At 65.1% G+C, this 14,021-nt stretch carries 15 protein-coding genes and 1 other RNA gene; 8 read left to right on the top strand and 8 right to left on the bottom strand.

Annotation, left to right across the window (positions count from 1 at the left end; translation table 11 throughout):
- Positions 1-19: 19 nt before the first annotated feature.
- From ybeY to nudC, 4 genes are all read right to left on the bottom strand, one after another.
- Entirely contained in the window at positions 20-526 is a 507-nt protein-coding gene (ybeY, locus tag OU426_RS05785) for an rRNA maturation RNase YbeY (protein WP_267632953.1), read from the bottom strand.
- Positions 510-1,532, bottom strand: a complete 1,023-nt coding sequence (locus OU426_RS05790) for a PhoH family protein (protein WP_267632954.1) — start codon at positions 1,530-1,532, stop codon at positions 510-512. The genes ybeY and OU426_RS05790 overlap by 17 nt, the downstream gene beginning before the upstream one ends.
- Positions 1,533-1,619: 87 nt before the next feature.
- A complete protein-coding gene (locus OU426_RS05795; protein WP_267632955.1) occupies positions 1,620-2,084 on the bottom strand; it encodes an SRPBCC family protein in 465 nt (154 codons plus the stop codon).
- A gap of 28 nt (positions 2,085-2,112) precedes the next feature.
- Positions 2,113-3,117, bottom strand: coding sequence for an NAD(+) diphosphatase (gene nudC, locus OU426_RS05800; RefSeq protein ID WP_420712571.1), 1,005 nt, complete (start codon positions 3,115-3,117; stop codon positions 2,113-2,115).
- 203 nt (positions 3,118-3,320) lie between these two features.
- On the opposite strand from nudC, the gene OU426_RS05805 reads away from it, so the two are divergent.
- The 3 genes from OU426_RS05805 to OU426_RS05815 all read left to right on the top strand — a co-directional run bounded on the left by OU426_RS05805 (position 3,321) and on the right by OU426_RS05815 (position 6,190).
- The gene (locus OU426_RS05805) at positions 3,321-5,225 is read left to right on the top strand and encodes a bifunctional 2',3'-cyclic-nucleotide 2'-phosphodiesterase/3'-nucleotidase (protein WP_267632957.1); all 1,905 of its coding nucleotides are present in this window, start codon (positions 3,321-3,323) and stop codon (positions 5,223-5,225) included.
- Between the two features lie 166 nt (positions 5,226-5,391).
- Positions 5,392-5,488, top strand: an RNA gene (ffs, locus tag OU426_RS05810) — signal recognition particle sRNA small type.
- A gap of 60 nt (positions 5,489-5,548) precedes the next feature.
- Positions 5,549-6,190 (top strand): HAD family hydrolase, encoded by a 642-nt coding sequence (locus OU426_RS05815; protein WP_267632958.1) that lies wholly within the window; start codon positions 5,549-5,551, stop codon positions 6,188-6,190.
- A gap of 7 nt (positions 6,191-6,197) precedes the next feature.
- Here OU426_RS05815 and OU426_RS05820 read toward each other — a convergent pair whose 3' ends face one another.
- Both OU426_RS05820 and OU426_RS05825 read right to left on the bottom strand, forming a co-directional pair.
- Entirely contained in the window at positions 6,198-7,454 is a 1,257-nt protein-coding gene (locus tag OU426_RS05820; protein WP_267632959.1) for an MFS transporter, read from the bottom strand.
- Positions 7,455-7,461: 7 nt separating this feature from the next.
- Positions 7,462-8,004 (bottom strand): hypothetical protein, encoded by a 543-nt coding sequence (locus OU426_RS05825; RefSeq protein WP_267632960.1) that lies wholly within the window; start codon positions 8,002-8,004, stop codon positions 7,462-7,464.
- A 139-nt stretch (positions 8,005-8,143) separates the two neighbouring features.
- On the opposite strand from OU426_RS05825, the gene OU426_RS05830 reads away from it, so the two are divergent.
- The 4 genes from OU426_RS05830 (at position 8,144) to OU426_RS05845 (ending at position 11,841) form a co-directional block, all read left to right on the top strand.
- Complete coding sequence (locus tag OU426_RS05830) at positions 8,144-8,932, top strand: exodeoxyribonuclease III (protein WP_267632962.1); 789 nt, start codon at positions 8,144-8,146, stop codon at positions 8,930-8,932.
- Positions 8,933-9,037: 105 nt separating this feature from the next.
- Positions 9,038-9,484, top strand: a complete 447-nt coding sequence (locus tag OU426_RS05835) for a lytic transglycosylase domain-containing protein (protein ID WP_267632963.1) — start codon at positions 9,038-9,040, stop codon at positions 9,482-9,484.
- A gap of 163 nt (positions 9,485-9,647) precedes the next feature.
- Entirely contained in the window at positions 9,648-10,466 is an 819-nt protein-coding gene (locus OU426_RS05840; protein ID WP_267632964.1) for an FkbM family methyltransferase, read from the top strand.
- Between the two features lie 16 nt (positions 10,467-10,482).
- Entirely contained in the window at positions 10,483-11,841 is a 1,359-nt protein-coding gene (locus OU426_RS05845; protein ID WP_267632965.1) for a chloride channel protein, read from the top strand.
- Here the strand turns inward: OU426_RS05845 and OU426_RS05850 are convergent.
- The gene (locus OU426_RS05850) at positions 11,816-12,274 is read right to left on the bottom strand and encodes an Lrp/AsnC family transcriptional regulator (RefSeq protein WP_267632966.1); all 459 of its coding nucleotides are present in this window, start codon (positions 12,272-12,274) and stop codon (positions 11,816-11,818) included. The genes OU426_RS05845 and OU426_RS05850 overlap by 26 nt on opposite strands.
- Positions 12,275-12,415: 141 nt before the next feature.
- On the opposite strand from OU426_RS05850, the gene ald reads away from it, so the two are divergent.
- Complete coding sequence (gene ald / locus OU426_RS05855) at positions 12,416-13,531, top strand: alanine dehydrogenase (protein WP_267632967.1); 1,116 nt, start codon at positions 12,416-12,418, stop codon at positions 13,529-13,531.
- Positions 13,532-13,592: 61 nt separating this feature from the next.
- Here the strand turns inward: ald and mscL are convergent, their stop codons facing one another.
- Positions 13,593-14,012, bottom strand: a complete 420-nt coding sequence (mscL, locus tag OU426_RS05860; protein ID WP_267633402.1) for a large conductance mechanosensitive channel protein MscL — start codon at positions 14,010-14,012, stop codon at positions 13,593-13,595.
- Positions 14,013-14,021: the final 9 nt, after the last annotated feature.

The raw sequence follows: 14,021 nt of genomic DNA on the forward strand, positions 1-14,021 counted from the left end.
CATGCAACCGATCATTTCGTCACTCGTAGGGATTGGCAATGCCCATTGCGGCCAGCACGCGAGCCTCGGTGGCTTCCATCAGCGCCGCATCGCCGTCGCGCACATGGTCATAGCCCAGAAGGTGCATGATACCATGTACCAGAAGGTGGCTCACATGCGCCTCCATCATCTTGCCCTGCTCGTCGGCCTCGCGTGCGCAGGTTTCCCAGGCGATGGCCACGTCACCCAGTTCCTCGGGCATGTCCGCCGGGCCGGGCCGGGGCCGCGCGGGCTGGCCGCCATCTGCCGCCGCGCCGCGTTCGTCCGACGGCCAGGACAGCACGTTGGTCGGCTGCGGCTTGCCGCGGAAATCGGCGTTCAGCACGGCGATCCGCTTGTCGTCGCAACCCAGAAGGCTGATGAGAAACCCTTCGCCCGGCAAGCCAAGCTCGGCCAGCGTGGCACGCGCCGCGCTTTCGGCCAAAGCGTCCAGATCCAGCCCGTTCCAGCGCGGATCCTCGATCAGAATGTCAACCAGTGGCTCCATCGTCGCGGTCATAGGCCTCGATGATGCGCGCCACAAGAGGATGGCGCACCACGTCCTTCGCGGTGAAATAATTGAAGCTGACGCCCTTGATCCCGTCGAGGATACGTTCCGCGTCGACAAGGCCCGAGGCCGTGCCGCGCGGCAGGTCGATCTGGGTGCGGTCGCCGGTGATGACCATGCGGCTGCCCTCGCCGAGACGGGTCAGGAACATCTTCATCTGCATGGTCGTGGCATTCTGTGCCTCGTCGAGCACGACGAAGGCGTTCGACAGGGTCCGACCGCGCATGAAGGCCAGGGGCGCGATCTCGATCCGCTTTTCGGCCATCAGTTTTTCGACCTGCTTGGCGGGCAGGAAGTCGTTCAGCGCGTCATAAAGCGGCTGCATGTAGGGATCGACCTTTTCCTTCATGTCGCCGGGCAGGAAGCCCAGCCGCTCGCCCGCCTCGACGGCGGGGCGCGACAGGACGATCTTGTCGACATGGCCGCCGATCAGCATGGTGACGCCTACCGCGACCGCCAGATAGGTCTTGCCGGTACCCGCCGGGCCGATGCCGAAAGCCAATTCGTTCAGGAACAGGTTCTTTACATAGGCCTTCTGCGCCTCGGTGCGCGGCTCGACCTGTTTCTTGCGGGTGCGGATCTCGATCCTGCCCTGCGCGAACAATTCCAGTTGTTCGTCAAGGCTGACCGGGGCGGGCGTGCCCGCCTCACCGGTCAGACGGATCACCGCGTCGATCTCGCCCGCGTCCACCGCGCGCCCCGCTTCAAGCCTGCCATAAAGCGTCTGGAGGATCGCCGCCGCCTGACCCCGCTGGCCGGATGGGCCGACAAGCGCCAGCTGATTGCCCCGCCTGAGGATATGGATGCCCAACTGATGTTCGATCTGCGCCAGATTGCGGTCGAACTCGCCGCACAGGTCGATCAGAAGCCGGTTGTTGGAAAATTCCAGAAGCGTTTCGTGATGGTCTTCCGGATGCGGCGGCGGGGTCAAGGCACTGATGCCCAATAATGTCTCCTCAGGAAGAAGGGCCTGGAACAGATGGTGCCCGCGCTTTGTGACCAAAGCAAGACTTTGATCGGCACTTACGCCGCGTCAGATGCGCGATACCCGTTCCTTGAGCATCCGCGCGGCCATTTCCAGCCGCCGGTCGAGCCGCTGTTGCAGCCGCGATTTGCCGATCTTCAGGGTCTGGATCATGATCCGCGCCCCAAAGGTCAGCGGCTTGATCTCGATGGCGAGCGCGACGCGCGTCATCTGCCGCGAGAGGGGAATGAGCGTCGGTTCGACGAGAAAGCTGAAGCTCACAGTGTCGCCGGCCAGAAGCAGTCGGCGCGGCGGCTCGTGTGCTTCGATCTGGCTCACGATGGTGCGGTCCTTGCCGCGCAGGCGCAAGCCCGCCTGCCACGACGATCCCCGCGCTACGGGGCCGGTGCCCGACAGGCGTTCCAGCCGGACGCCACCACGCCGCGCGAGCCCTTCGATCCAGTCAAGGTCGGTCATCGCCGCGAAAAGCGCTTCGGGCGTCGCATCGATATCGGTTTTGGAGGTAAGCCGCATCGTTCGCCGCCGGTGCCTCTCTGACTGGTTACCAGTCGTTCCTTACCCGGCCCGACAGCCATTCGTGAAGCAGATATCCGGCAATCGCGCCCCGGCGTGGCGGTTTGACCACGGAATGGCTGCCCGCGAAGACCTCTGCCAGCTCTTCCCGCGTCAGCCAGAGCAGGGCCTCGATTTCCGTCGGGTCGATGGAAAGTTCATCCGCCAGCGCCTCGCCAGCGCAACCCATCATCAGAGAGGAAGGATAGGGCCAGGGCTGGCTGGCCAGATAGCGTACGCGCCCGACCGCAAGGCCAGCCTCCTCCCAAACCTCGCGGCGGACGGCGGCCTCGACCGTCTCGCCCGGTTCCATGAAACCCGCGAGCAGGGAATACATCCCTTCTGGCCAACCGGGCGAACGGCCGACAAGCACCTTGTTGCCGCGGGTGATCAGCATGATCACCACGGGATCGGTGCGGGGAAAGTGCTGGGCGCCGCAGCGCGGGCAATCGCGCTGCCATCCGGCCTTGGCAATCCTGCTTTCCGCGCCGCAGCGGGCGCAGAAGCCGTGCGTCTGGTGCCAGGCCCAAAGGGCCTTGGCTGTCGCCGCCAGTTCCGCCTCGACCGGATCGAGATCGCCCAGCACGGTGCGCAGTTCGGCAAATCCCGCCGCCTCGCCCCAATCGGGCCCGATCAGCGGGTGATGCTGAGCCGTCGCATCTACGAAGGCACTGCCGTCGGCCTTTTCCGCGGGCTCCCACTCGGACAGATCGGCGGCGAACTGCGCCGCGCCGCCGGATAGGCCGAGGAACAGCAGCTCGCGGCCCGCGACCAGCGGATGAGTCGGTGACAGGCGAAGGACGCGCGGGCCTGACATCAGAAGCTTGCTGCGCCAGAGAGCGAGGCAGAGCGCACTTTCACTGCCGGCGAGATCGCGCAGCGCCGCATCGTCCGCCCGCAGGCGGGCGGCCCGGTCTAGACCGGCCGCGCCAAAGGTTACTGTCGGATCGCCTTGCACGTCATCCTCCGGTCCGGAACACCCATCTGAGACCATATGAACGACAGAGGTACAAGCGAAGGCCCGACTGTTGCAAAAAATGCAACTTTTAGGAGATTTGTTGTACTAATTTACGTATCCCGGTGGTGGCAGCGGGATTTCTCGTGTACCATGCAAACCATTGATATCAGGGGCTGACAGGCGGGTGCGAGCCGTTTGACCTAATGGGCAACCATGCACCGGTTCTGGCGGAAAAGGCGTTGGCAGACACAGTTCGCGGACCGCAGCAGCAGATCTACGGCCTGAGGATCCTCGCGACCTCCGATATCCACGCGCATGTGATGCCCTACGATTATGCCGCCGACCGTCCACTTGAGGCGGTTGGCCTCGCGCGGCTGACGACGCTGATCCGGCGGGCGCGTGCCGAGGTGGCCAATTCGATCACGCTCGACAATGGCGATTTCATCGAGGGCAGCCCCTTGGGCGAGCTGACCGCGATCGGCGGCCAGCTGCCAAAGGGCCGCCACCATCCGGTCGTCGCGGCGATGAATGCGGTGGAGTACGACGCGGTCGGGCTGGGCAATCACGAGTTTGGCTATGGTGTCGCCTTCCTTGAACGCGCGCTTGAAGATGCCGTCTTCCCGGTCCTGTCGTCCAATATCGCCCGCCGACTGGGCGCGACGCCCTGGGAAGATGAATTCTTCACCACCCCCACGCTGATGCTGGAGCGATTGCTGATCAATGACGCGGGCCGCTCGGCACTTCTGAAGATTGGGGTGCTGAGCCTTCTGCCGCAACAGGTGGAAACCTGGGAACGCAAGCATCTCGCCGGGCGCCTCAAGACGCGCGACGAGGTCGGCGCCGCCGCTGCCTGGGCAGCCGATCTGCGCCGTCGTGGCGCCGATATCGTCGTGGCGCTCTGCCATTCGGGGATCGGCGGGGAAAGCGCCGGGCTGCAGCCGGACAATGCTGCCGTTCAGGTCGCGCGGCTCGGCGATATCGACGTGGTGATTGCCGGACATACGCACCGCCTGTTTCCCGGCACCGGTATTCGCCCCACAGACGAGATCGACCCCGCAGAAGGCAAGATCTGCGGCAAGCCCGCCGTCGAGCCGGGGTTTCGCGGCTCGCATCTGGGGATCATCGACCTTGACCTTCTGTTCCGCGATGGCCGCTGGACCGTCCGCAGCAGCCAAAGCCGGCTGGAACCCGTGGCATTGCGCGACAGCGCCGGCCAGTTCGTCGCCCGCTTTGGCGTCGACAGGGAGGTCGAACATTCGGTAGCCTCCTGCCACGCCAACACCGTCGACTATGTCCGCCGCCCGATCGGGCGGGCGGACCGCGCGCTCAACAGCTTTTTCGCGCCCCTGCTGCCGGTGCCGATGATGGATTTGATCCATGCGGCCCAGCTGTCTTGGCTGGCAACGGTTGCGAATGCGGCGGGGCTGTCGCACCTGCCGCGCGTTTCGGCGGCCAGCCCCTTCAAGTTCGGCGGGCTGGCGGGCCCCTGCAATTTCACGCGGATCGCGGCGGGCGACTTTCTGCTGCGCCATATCCACGATCTATATCCGTTCCCGAACTCGATCCGGGCCGTGCGTGTGACCGGCGCCCAGATGCGCGACTGGCTGGAGCGCGCCGTGTCTCAGTATCGGCAGGTCGTGCCGGGGACGGGCGACCAGCCGCTCCTACACGCCGAGGCGCGGCCCTATGATTTCGACACGGTTGCGGGGCTGAGCTATGACGTGGACCTGAGCGCCCGCGCGCGCCACGCCCCCGACGGCAGCCTTGTCAGCCCGGATGCGCGCCGGATACGGAACCTGCGCTTTCAGGGCGCGGCGGTCGCGGCCAGTCAGGAGTTCCTGCTTGTCACCAACAATTTTCGCGCAGGCGGCGGGGGGAATTACCCCGAACTGCCTACAGACAGCATGATTGCCGACCCGCTGGCCCTTTGCACCACCGTGCTGCGCCATTTCGTCGAGAGCGGTGCGAATCTCGGCCTTGGCCCGCAGTGCGACTGGCGACTGACCGGCGTGCCACTCGGCACCGCGCTTTGGTTCGATACGCATGTCGATGCCGCAGAGCACCTTCACGAGGCGCTGCCCCTGCAGGTCGAGGTCGTGGGTCCGGCGCCGCCGCGGTTCCTGCGCTGTCGGGTCGTATTTTGAGATCTCCGCGCAGGTGGCCGCTCATCGCCCCCTTGCGGCGGCTCTTCGCTGTAGAGCGATGAGGCCTGAGAGGGCCGAAGAGCGGCTCCGCCCTCTCGTCGGCCAAACCAAAGTGCGGCATGCGCGTCAGCTTGCATTTCCAGCGTGCAGCGCCTATCTAGGCGACGAGAGGTTGGCGCGGGTGAGCGCCTCGCCAACCCGGTCAGGTCCGGAAGGAAGCAGCCGTAACGAGCCCCGCTTGGGTCGTTGTCCAGCCTCTCACCCCCGCCCACCGCCCTGCAATCCTGCGGCTCCGCGACCGGGCCAGCGAAAGGCCTGTGCACATGCGTTACGATGCCGCGATCTTCGATCTCGACGGACTTCTGCTCGATACCGAGCGTCTCGCAATCACCGCAGGCTATCGCGCATTGGCCGATCTTGGCCTGCCAAAGACAGACGGCCTGTTCGAAGGCCTCGTGGGCAAGGACAATGCCACCGGCGCACGCGCGCTACTCTCTCATTATGGTGAGGATTTTCCCATCGAGCGATTCGGTAGCCGATGGGACGGGCTGTTCTTCGCGGCGCTGGAAGAGGGCATTCCGCTTCGCCCCGGCGCAACCGAGCTTCTCGACCGGCTGGAGGCGCTGGGATTGCCGCGCGCCGTTGCAACATCGAGCCAGCGAAAGAGCGCCGACCACAAGCTGTCGAAGACCGGCCTTCACCGCTATTTCGGCGCGGTGGTGACGGTCAATTGCGTGACTAGGCCGAAGCCCGCACCGGACCCTTACCTTCTGGCGGCGAAAAGGCTCGGCCAGCGCGCGGAGCGCTGCATCGCCTTTGAGGATTCTGATACCGGCGCGGCAGCGGCGCGGGCCGCCGGGATGGTGGTGGTGCAGGTGCCAGACATGCAGGTAACCGATGGGCGCCATGCCCATCATCTGGCCGAAAGTCTTCTGGAAGGCGCCCACGCGGCAGGGCTGATCTAGGCCCGTCTCAGGGCTGTTCTTCGGGGAACCTCAGCCGGAAGAAACCATAGATCGTCAGGCCCAGTGTCACGATCCCGGCGATGAGGAAGGGGGCGAGAAGCGCGGTTTCACGTCCCAGATACGGCTCGCCAAGGCGGACGAGGACACCTCCCATCAGCGCGCCAGCGGGCATTATCCCCCAGCCGAGGAAGCGATAGACCGAATTCACCCGGCCAAGCAGCGCGGGCGGGATCACCCGCTGGCGGTAAGACACCGTCACCACATTCCACAGGACGCCGCCGAACGCATCACCGAAGAAACCAAGCGCAGCACCCGGGAGCGTTGGCCAGAGTCCGAGCAGGAAGTATGCACCGGTGAAGATCGCCATGGAAAGATGCACGGTCTTCTCCGGCCCGAGGCGCGCGGCGATCATCGGTCCGGCAAGGCCCGCAAGCACCCCGCCCGCCGCGCCCGTGGTCAGAAGTAGGCCGAACCCGAAGGCATCGAGCCCGAGGATTTCCTGCGCATAAAGGGCTGCCATGGTCATGGCGGCGGTAAAGACGGCGTTGGTCAGCCCGAGGATCACCGCGAGACGGCGCACCAGCGGATTGGCCATAAGCCAGGCAAGCCCCTCCTTCAACTCGGTCAGGAACGGTCGGCGCGGCGGCAGGGCCACGGGCGGCAGCACCATGAGCCCGACGAGAGCCGCCGCAGTGGCGAAGCTTGCGGCATCGAGGCCGAAGGGCCAGGCAATGCCGAAGCCGATCAGCGCGCCTGCGAGCGGCGGGCCAATGAACTGGTTCATCACCTGCTCGGCGCTCCACATCTGGCCGTTCGCCCGTTCGAGGTCGGCGGGAGCGACGATCGCGGGCATCAGCGTCTGGGCGGCGTTGTCGCGCAGGACCTCGGCGGTGCCGAGCAGAAAGGCAAGGCCTGCAAGTGCCAGTATGGCGCCGGGGCCGGCGCTGTCGGGCTGCGGCAGGGCGGGGATAGAGAAGATCAGCGCGATGACCCCGAAAGTCAGGAGCATCCGCACCAGGTCCGCCCTGATCATCATCCGCCGCCGGTCAGCCCGGTCGGTCCAGACCCCGGCGGGGAGCGCGAACAGAAACCAGGGCAGGCGCCCGCCAGTCACAACGAGCGAGATCAGGAAAGGATCGCGGGTCAGAAGCGTGGCAAGCCAGGGAAAGGCCAGAACCGACACGCCATCGCCGAGGTTCGAAATCACGCTTGCCGTGAAATGCAGGCGGTAATTGCGGTTTCGGCGAAGAAGGGCTGCGGCCAAAGCGCCCTCAGTTTGCAGGGACGGAGGTGGCGGGCGGCAACTGAAGCCCGGCCACGAACGGATAGGCGAAACCGACGATCTGCAACTGGGCCGGGCCGTCGATCCGGCTGAAATACCATTTGCCGCCTTCCTCGATCGCCAGAAGCGGCTGCTGGTTCAGGGTCTTCTTGCCGCCGCCTTCGGCCACGAACTGCGCGGGCACTACCGCCCAGACCACCGCCGTCCCGTCGGGAAGCGTCGCGTCGTTTCCCTCCCAAGGCCCGGGCGCGGTGACGAAATCGGTGATCTTCGTCGTCTTCATCACCTCTTTCGTCTGGGCGACGAGCGTCTCGGTCACTTTCTTCGCCTCAATCCCGGCGGTACCGGCGACCACGTTCAGAACGCGCGGCGGGATGGTGCCCACCACCTTCTCCGCCTCTTTCGCCATCGTCGCCCGGCCATAGCGCGCCACGGCGGATTCGAGCGCCTTCGCCTCCGCCTCGGTCAGTGGACGGGCAAAGGCAGGAAGACCGAGGATGACGAGCAGAAGGGCGAGAAGAGGCAGGCGCATGATAGGCATCCGTATTGGGTCGCGACACATCTTGCACGCACTATCGGGTCCGGCAAGTGTGAACGGGCCGGACGCATTGGCCCTCGCGCTTTCCCGCCCAAGCTGCCATTGTCGCGCCCGATCAGGAAGGAGCCCGCCCATGTCATTCACCGTCGCCACTTGGAACATCAATTCGGTGCGCCTGCGCGAACCGATCGTGGCGAAGCTGATGGGCGAGGAGGCGCCGGACATCCTGTGCCTGCAGGAATGCAAATGCACCGAAGAGCAAATCCCGGTCGAGGCCTTCGAGAAGCTCGGCTATCGCTGGCGGGTGGCAAAGGGCCAGAAAAGCTACAATGGCGTGGCAATCCTGTCGAAACTGCCGATGACGCTCGCGGGCTCGCATGATTTCGCCAGCCTCGGCCATGCCCGCCACGTGGCCGGGCGGCTGGACAACGGCGTGACGATCCACAATTTCTATGTACCCGCGGGCGGCGACATTCCCGACCGGACCGAGAATGTGAAGTTCGGCCAGAAGCTCGATTTCCTGACCCATATGCGCGACTCGTTCCGCGAGGAGCGACCCCAGAAGGCGATCCTTGTGGGCGATCTGAACATCGCGCCGCGCGAGGATGACGTCTGGAACCACAAGGCGCTTCTGAAGATCGTCAGCCACACGCCGGTCGAGGTTGACCATCTTGCCGCCGCGCAAGAGGCGGGCGGCTGGGTCGACATCACCCGCAAGGACATTCCCGAGGGCCGGCTTTACAGCTGGTGGTCCTATCGTTCGCCCGACTGGGATGCGGCCGACAAGGGCCGCAGGCTCGATCATATCTGGGCCACGCCCGACATCGCGAACGCCGGTCACGGCAGCCGCATCCTCCGCGCCGCGCGCGGATGGGAGCAGCCGTCGGACCATGTGCCGGTCTTCGCAGGCTTCGATCTCTAAGTGCGGCCCGACGCGTTGTCCGGCGGCGATCTCTTGCCGATCAGGTGTGCGCCGATTGGCGCGGGCACTCTCCTCGGCTATGAGGGGCCGGGGCAAGGAGGAAAGATGCAGTCTGTCACCCGTCGCGCGGCCCTAGGCCTTTCCCTCGCAGCGCTTGCCGCCTGCGGCGCTCGGCCCCGCCGCGCCGAGCCCGCTGGTCCGGCCGACGTCAACCGGCTGATCAGCAAATATGCTCGGATCCACGACATTCCGGAATCGCTCCTCCATCGCGTCGTGCGACGCGAGAGCAACTACAACCCGGCGGCCCGCAACGGCCCCTATTGGGGCCTGATGCAGATCCTGCCGCAGACCGCCCGCACCATGGGCTATCGCGGCACGCCCGAGGGGCTTCTCGATGCCGAGACCAACCTGAAATACGCCGGCAAGTATCTGCGCGGCGCCTGGCTGGTGGCGCGCGGCAGCGAAGACCGTGCCGTCATGTGGTATGCCAAGGGTTACTATTATGAAGCGAAACGCCTTGGTCTTCTGAAGGAAACCGGGCTGATCGCCTGAGCGCATCAGCATCTGCCCGGAGCCGACAGGTTCGCCGCCCGACGCGACGCCGCGGTCTTTCTAGCCAGATCGGCCAAACAGCTTGCCCGCCTTGCGCGTCGGGCCAGACGCATTAGTGTTTGACATAGCTGGTGCGGACCAACGCGGCCACGGGAGAGTCTTGATGCACATGACGCCACCGCCTGCCCTGAAACCTTGGATGCGCAAAGCGATCCGCGCCGCGGGAGACGCTGGCTCGGAGGCCGACATTCTCTCCTCTCTCACGGACCTGTCGAGAAGCCATCGCATCTTCGCTGAAACACGCTTCGAGGTGGCAGACCAGATCGTAGCTCACCAGAACGACCGCGCGATCGCGTTCCCGCGACCGCTCCACCGCGAGAATCACCGCACGATCCTCATGGGATATGTCGAGAGCATAGGCGCGAAGTATCAAGAGGACGGTTGGTGTGAGGTCGAGCCGGGCGATATCGTCGTCGACTGCGGCGGCTACGTGGGCGGCTTTGCGCGTTCGGTGGTCGAGATCGCTGAGAGGGTGATCGTGATCGAACCCGCGCCGACAAATTATGATTGCTGTCTTACAAATCTTGCCGGATTCGACCAGGCTCTGATTGTGCAGGCCGGACTGTTCGACAAGACCGGGACGCTGCCCCTGCAGATGAGCCGCCGCTGTGTCGATCATTCGCTTCTTTCCCCAGACCGAGGCGCGACGGGCGAGTCCATTCCCGTGCAGACGTTGCGGCTTGATGATCTGATGGGACGCGTGGGGATCACGCGGCTCGATTTCTTGAAGCTTGAAGCGGAAGGAGCGGAAATCGAGGTTATCGAAGGCATGGGCGCCGCTCGCCCGCGGAAAATCTCTATCGATGCCGGGCCGGAAAGGTACGGGCAAAGCCCGATTGCCGATCTGACCGCCATGCTGACGGAGCGAGGGTACGAGACAAAGGCACGCGGGCACAATCTGCTGGCTGTGCTGAAATCCTGAATCTCAGGGAATTCGCATGCGCCCGGGAGTGATCAGACGCCAGATGATGCGCCGTTCGCGCGCGCTTGTCGCCTCGCCGCGGCTCTGGCGGTCGCGGCTGGTCTTCTGGGTAGGCGCCATCGCCATCGGCCTGATCAGCGCGGGCTTTGCGGTGCTGGCTGACGAGGCCCACGGCCTATTCCTCACGGCCTTCGGTGACGGCTGGCGGCGCTGGCTGCCGCTGCTGGTCACACCCCTTGGATTCATTGCCTGCGCCTGGGCCGCCGACCGGTTCTTTCCCGGCTCGCAGGGCTCGGGCATTCCCCAGACGATCGCAGCACGGCATCTGCGCGAGGATGAGGACCGGGGCGGCTACCTGACGCTGAGGATCGTCGTCGGCAAGATTTCCCTGACGCTCGCGGGCCTTCTGGCCGGCGCATCGATCGGGCGCGAGGGACCGACGGTACAGGTGGGGGCCGCGCTGATGCTGGCCTCGGGGCGGCTTGGCGGCATGGCGCATGCGCGCGGCCTGATCCTCGCGGGTTCAGCGGCGGGCATCGCCGCAGCCTTCAACACGCCGCTCGCAGGAATCGTCTTCGCGATCGAGGAGATGAGCCGCGCCTATCAGGCCCGGACGAACGGCCTTGTCCTTTCGGCGGTGATCCTCGCCGGTGTCGCCTCGCTCTCCATCCTCGGCAGCTATACTTACTTCGGCGTCACCCATGTCAGCGCGCATTTTCCCGGGGACTGGGGACTGGTCGCCGCAACTGGAATCGCGGGCGGCCTATTTGGGGCCCTCTTTAGCCTTGCCACGGTGGGGCTGGTCACGCGGCTGCGGCGGGCAAGGATCTTCACCCGTGAACGGCGGCTTCTTCTCGTGGCCGGCGGCGCTGGTCTGATCGTTGCCGTCCTCGGCGTCGCGACCGGCGGGGCGACGTTCGGCACCGGCTACGACCAGGCGCGCGACGCGATCGAGGGCGACGGCCTGCCCGGCGTCTTTTTCCTCGCGAAGCTCATCGCCACCCTCGCCTCAACCGTCTCGGGCATCCCAGGCGGCCTTTTCGCACCCTCGCTGTCGGTCGGCGCCGGGCTTGGCAGCTCGATCAGCCTCCTGCTCGGCGCTTCGGTGACACTCGGCGCCATCCTCGGCATGGCGGGCTATTTCGCGGGCGTTGTTCAGGCGCCCCTGACGACCGTGGTGATCGTGGTCGAGATGACCGGCAATCACGACAATGTCGTGCCGATCATGGCAGCGGCAATGCTAGGTTACGGCGTTTCGCGCCTTATCTCGCCCGAGCCTCTGTACCACGCCTTGTCGCGGCTCTGGATCGCCGACGCGATCCGGCGGCGGCGGAGCGAGGCCGCACCCGCTACACCGGAATCGCCGTCGTCTTGAAGACCGTCCTCAGCGCGAAGGACGAATGCATCTGTGCGACGCCCGGCAGGCGGGCGAGGTACTGGCGGTGGATGCGGGCGAAATCGTCGGTGTCTTGCGCCACGACCTTCAAGAGGTAATCCGCCGTCCCTGCCATAAGGTGGCATTCCAGCACATCCGGCACCCGCCGCACTTCTGTCTCGAACGCTTCCAGCACCTCGTCGGCCTGGCCGGACAGGGTGATCTCGACGAAAACCGTCGTCGGCCGCCCCATGCGGCGCGCGTCCAGAAGCGCCACATAGGCGCCGATGAATCCCTCTTCCTCCAGCCGTGCCACCCGGCGGTGGCAGGCCGAAGGCGACAGGTTCACCCGCTCCGACAGGTCGGCATTGGTCAGGCGGCCTTCTTTCTGCAGCGCAGAAAGTATCCGGCGATCTGTTGCGTCCAGTTCCATTTCTGCGCACCATTATTCGACAGAACTTGAATCTCTTCGAATATTCTTCGATACCATAGCAATACCACAACCGTTCTTTGCAAAGCAATTGCGCGCCTGCTGCGGCATACTGGATCCAATCGTTCATTCGGAGGATCCACGATGAAAATCGGCTGCCCCAAGGAAATCAAGCCGCAGGAATTCCGCGTCGGCATGACGCCCAACGCCGCGCGCGAAGCCATCAGCCACGGCCATGAAGTCTACATGGAAAAGAACGCCGGCACCGGCGCGGGCTTTGCCGATGCAGACTACACCGCCGTCGGCGCCAAGATCCTCGACACCGCGGCCGAGGTCTTCGCCAAGGCCGACATGATCGTCAAGGTCAAGGAACCGCAGGCGGTCGAACGCAAGATGCTGCGCGAAGGCCAGATCCTCTTCACCTACCTTCACCTCGCGCCCGATCCGGATCAGACCCACGACCTGATCAAATCCGGCGCTACCTGCATCGCCTATGAAACAGTGACCGACCGCAACGGCGGCCTGCCGCTGCTCGCGCCAATGTCCGAGGTTGCGGGCCGTCTGGCCCCGCAGGTCGGCGCCTGGACGCTGCAGAAGGCCAATGGCGGCCGTGGCGTGCTGCTCGGCGGCGTGCCGGGCGTGTCGCCCGCCAAGGTCCTCGTGATCGGCGGCGGCGTCGTCGGCACCCATGCGGCGAAGATCGCCGCCGGCATGGGCGCGGATGTGACCGTTCTTGACCGCTCGATCCCGCGCCTGCGCTATCTCGACGACGTCTTCGGCGGCACCTTCAAGAACGCCTATGCCAACGAAGGCAACACGATCGAGCTGGCTCGCCAGGCCGACATGATCATCGGCGCCGTACTGATCCCGGGCGCGGCCGCACCCAAGCTGATCTCGAAGGCGCAGCTGAAGGAACTGAAACCCGGCGCGGCGCTTGTAGACGTCGCCATCGACCAAGGCGGCTGTTTCGAGACCTCGAAGGCCACCACCCACCAGGACCCGATCTACGAGGTTGACGGCATCATGCACTACTGCGTGGCCAACATGCCGGGCGCCGTTGCCCGTACCTCGACGCTCGCGCTCGGCAACGCGACCATGCCCTTCATGCTGGCGCTTGCCGACAAGGGCTGGAAAAAGGCCTGCGCCGATGACGTGCACCTCTTGAACGGCCTGAACGTCCATGCGGGCAAGCTGACATATGCCGCCGTCGGCCAGGCGCTGAACCTGCCGACGGTCAATGCGGCCGACGTCCTGAAATAAGACCACCGCTCACGAAAAAAGGCCCGCCGTCTGGCGGGCCTTTTGCTTGTCTGACCGGCACTTATTTCTTCAGCGCATCCCGGATCTGCATGAGCACATCCAGCTCGGTCGGGCCGGCCGGGGCCGGAGCAGCCTCCTCCTTCTTGACCGCCGCGTCCTTGATCCTGTTCACCGCCTTCACCAACAGGAACACGACAAAGGCGATGATCAGGAAGTTGATCACCGCGGTAATGAAGGAGCCATAGGCAAAGACCGGTGCGCCCGCTTCCCGGGCGGCCGCCAGAGACGCGAATTCGCCGTCGCCGAGGTTGACATAAAGATTCGAGAAATCGATCCCGCCGGTGATCAAGCCGATGATCGGATTGATCAGATCGGCGACAAGCGAGCTGACGATTGCCGTGAACGCCGCGCCGATGATGATGCCGACGGCCATGTCCATGACATTGCCCTTGGCGATGAAGTCCCTGAATTCTTTTATCATTCCAGTCCC

Source organism: Frigidibacter sp. RF13 (assembly GCF_026626305.1).
GTDB lineage: Bacteria > Pseudomonadota > Alphaproteobacteria > Rhodobacterales > Rhodobacteraceae > TMP-24.